This window comes from Zoogloea sp., from assembly GCF_041911615.1.
In the GTDB taxonomy this organism is placed as follows: domain Bacteria; phylum Pseudomonadota; class Gammaproteobacteria; order Burkholderiales; family Rhodocyclaceae; genus Zoogloea.
On sequence record NZ_JAYROR010000033.1, the window covers coordinates 1 to 3,050 of the forward strand.

The following is a 3,050-nucleotide window of genomic DNA, read 5'->3' on the forward strand; positions in this document are numbered from 1 at the left end:
CGTTGGGAGCACCTGCCCGCCACGGCCGGCAGCAGCGTCGGCGGCAGCGCCGCGCGCCCCCGCCACTGCACCTGCGGGGGCTGCGGCTGCCGCCGCTGCTCGGGAGGCTGACCATGCCCGTCACCATCGGCGAATTTGCCACCACCATCGAAACCCAGGCCGGGGCCGCCCATCCGGACACCGGCGGCGCGCCCGCCCACGCCGACGACAGCGCCTTCGAAGTGCGCCTCGAAGAGCTGCGCGCCCTGGTCCGCGCCCTGGTGGCCGAAGAAGTCGAACGCCAGCTCCGCCAGCGGAGCGAATGCCCATGAGCACCGCGCCATGAATGCCCCACTCTTCGTCAGCGCCCGCCCGCAGATCCAGGTGGATGGCCAGCGCCTCGACGCCCTCGAGGCCGACCTGATCCGCCTCGAAGCCCGCGCCGACGCCGCCGGCGTCGCCAGCCTCGAAGCCGTGTTCCTCAACTGGGGCCAGCATGGCGGCGCGGTGGATTACACCCACTTCGACACCCGGCAGCTCGACTTCGGCAAGCGCCTCGCCATCGTCTTCAACGTCTCCGGGCAGGACACCACGGTCTTCGACGGCCTCGTCACCGGCCTCGGGGCCGCCTACCCCGAGCTGCGCCCGCCCGAGCTCACCGTCCTCGCCGAAGACCGGCTCGCCGGCCTGCGCTACCGTCGCCGCACCCGCCTGTCCGCAAACCAGGCCGACCGCGACATCGCCACGCGCATCCTGCAGGACGCCGGCCTGCAGGCCGACGTGGGCCGCAGCGGCGCCAGCCACGCCGCGCTGCTGCAGGTGAACGAAGACGAACTCGCCGCCCTGCGCGCCCGCAGCGGCGACGCCCTGATCCGCCTCGCCGACGGCACCGCCCACGTCACCGACGCCGCCAGCATCGCCGACCCGCCGATCCGCCTCAGCCGCGAAAACACGCTGATCCGCTTCACGGTGCTCGCCGACCTCGCCCACCAGCGCGGAGAAGTGCGCGTCCACGGCTACGACGTGGCCGCCAAGGAAGCGATCCACGAAAGCGCCGGCGCCGACGCGATCCGTCCCGAAGCCGGCCGCGGCCGCCTCGGCCCCGAGATCGTCACCCGCGTCTTCGCCGACGCCGCCGACGACCTGCACCTCGAAGCCCCGGCCACTGGCGCCGAAGCCCGCGCGCTCGCCGAAGCCGCCCTGCGCCGCCGCGCCCGTCGCTTCGTGCGCGGCACCGGCGTCACCCGCGGCACGCCCGAGCTGCGCGTCGGCGCACGCGTCGACCTGGTGGACCTCGGCCCCTGGTTCGCCGGCACCTACCTCGTCACCGCCGTCACCCACCGCTTCGACCAGCACGACGGCTACCGCACCGAATTCGAAGCCCAGCGCCCCCACCTGGGAGACGCCCCATGATCCCCGGTCTCACCCCTTCCGGCTCGGAGCGCCAGCGCCTCTACGGCGTCTATCCCGCCCTCGTCACCGACGTGCAGGACCCGGACAACCAGGGCCGGGTCCAGATCAAGCTGCCCTTCGTCCCCGACGCCGACGGCGGCACCGCGCTGGCCTGGGCCCGCCTCGCCACCCTGATGGCCGGCAACGGCCGCGGCAGCTGGTTCATCCCCGACGTGAACGACGAGGTGCTGGTCGCCTTCACCGCCGGCGACCCGCGCCGCCCAGTGGTCATCGGCGCCCTCTGGAACGGCGTCGACGCCCCGCCCGAGACGATGGACAGCGCCAACAACGTGCGCTCCGTCACCTCCCGCAGCGGCCACACGCTCACCTTTGACGACACTGCCGGCGCCGAGAAGGTCGAGGTCAAGACCAACGGCGGCCACACCTTCACGCTGGACGACGCGGCCGGTGGCACCGTCACCCTCGCCCACAGCAACGGCGCCACCATCAAGATCGACGCCGCCGGCAACATCGAGATCACCGCCAACGTCAAGGTCAAGATCAACGCCCCGGCGGGGCTCGACGTCACCGCCGCGATGGTCACCGTCAATGCCGGCATGTCCAACTTTTCCGGCGTGGTGAAGGCCGACACCGTCATCACCAACAGCGTGGTCTCGGCCAGCTACACGCCCGGCGCGGGGAACATATGGTAGCCACCCGCCCGCCGGCCCGGCTCCTCGTCCCCGCCGACCGCCGCCCCTCGCGGGAGCGGCTGATGGCCAGCCCACCCTTCTTCCTGCGCGACCCCGCCCAGGTGCCGCCGGACGCCCCGCCGCGCCTACTCTCGTTTGCCGGCGACGGCTTCATGGCCGACTTCCTCGCCGCCGTCGCCCAGCCCCGCACGCTGCCTCGCCTGCTCCCCTGGCGCGACTGGGCCGAGCCCCCGGCCAGCCTCCTCGACCTGCACGGCCAGCCCCGCTACCGCAGCGCCGACATCGCCCGCCGGCCCGTCGCCCCCGCCATCGACATCGACGCCGCCGAAGGCCCCGCGATGGACGCCGACGGCATCCCCCACGGCAACGCCAACGGCGAGCAGCTCACCACCCCCGCCTGGCTGCGCAAGCTCTACCTGCCGCTGCACGAACGCTTCACCCTCCTCGCCTTCGACCTCGTCTGCGGCGCCGCCGGCTGGCCACGCGTCGCCCGCAGCCGCATCAAGGGCAGCGGCGCGGTCATCCGCCGCCTGATCCCCGACACCGCCGCCACCCGCTGGGAAGACTGGATCGCCGTGGACGACAAGCACGGCGCCTGGCTCGACTGCCTGCCGGCCGACCTGCACGCCGAAGCCGCCCCGCCCGACCCCGCCGCCTTCGCCCCGCCGCCCCGGCTCGAAGCCCGCCTGCGGGCCCTGTTCGGCCTCGGCGACGGCACCCCGCTGCCGTCCCTCGCGCTGACCAGCCAGCCCCTCGCCCTCGTCCCGCCCGATGCCGGTCAGGCCGCCGAGCACTGCACCCTGTTCGGCTACCTGCCGGTGTTCAGCGCCGCCCGCGAGATCGCCACCGACGCCCTCGACACCGGCACCGTCGCCGAGATCGCCGCCCGCCTCGCCGAGCGCACCCGCAGCCGCCTCGACAGCCTTTTCGCCGGTGCGGCCACGCTGCGCGACAGCGCCGTCCCGC

General features: G+C 74.0%; 3 protein-coding genes and 1 pseudogene. All 4 read left to right on the top strand.

The genetic code is table 11. From position 1 onward, the window contains the following. Positions 1-113: 113 nt before the first annotated feature. Positions 114-311: a hypothetical protein gene (locus tag ACE3P2_RS03740; RefSeq protein ID WP_374261191.1), complete on the top strand. Its 198-nt coding sequence runs from the start codon at positions 114-116 to the stop codon at positions 309-311. A gap of 10 nt (positions 312-321) precedes the next feature. Then, positions 322-1,392 carry a phage late control D family protein gene (locus ACE3P2_RS03745; protein ID WP_374261193.1) on the top strand — a complete coding sequence of 357 codons (1,071 nt, stop codon included), beginning with the start codon at positions 322-324 and terminating at the stop codon, positions 1,390-1,392. Next, positions 1,389-2,084, top strand: a complete 696-nt coding sequence (locus tag ACE3P2_RS03750) for a phage baseplate assembly protein V (protein WP_374261195.1) — start codon at positions 1,389-1,391, stop codon at positions 2,082-2,084. Before ACE3P2_RS03745 ends, ACE3P2_RS03750 begins: the two co-directional genes overlap by 4 nt. Further along, positions 2,078-3,050, top strand: a pseudogene (locus ACE3P2_RS03755) (hypothetical protein); the annotation flags it as partial. The gene ACE3P2_RS03750 and the pseudogene ACE3P2_RS03755, both read left to right, overlap by 7 nt.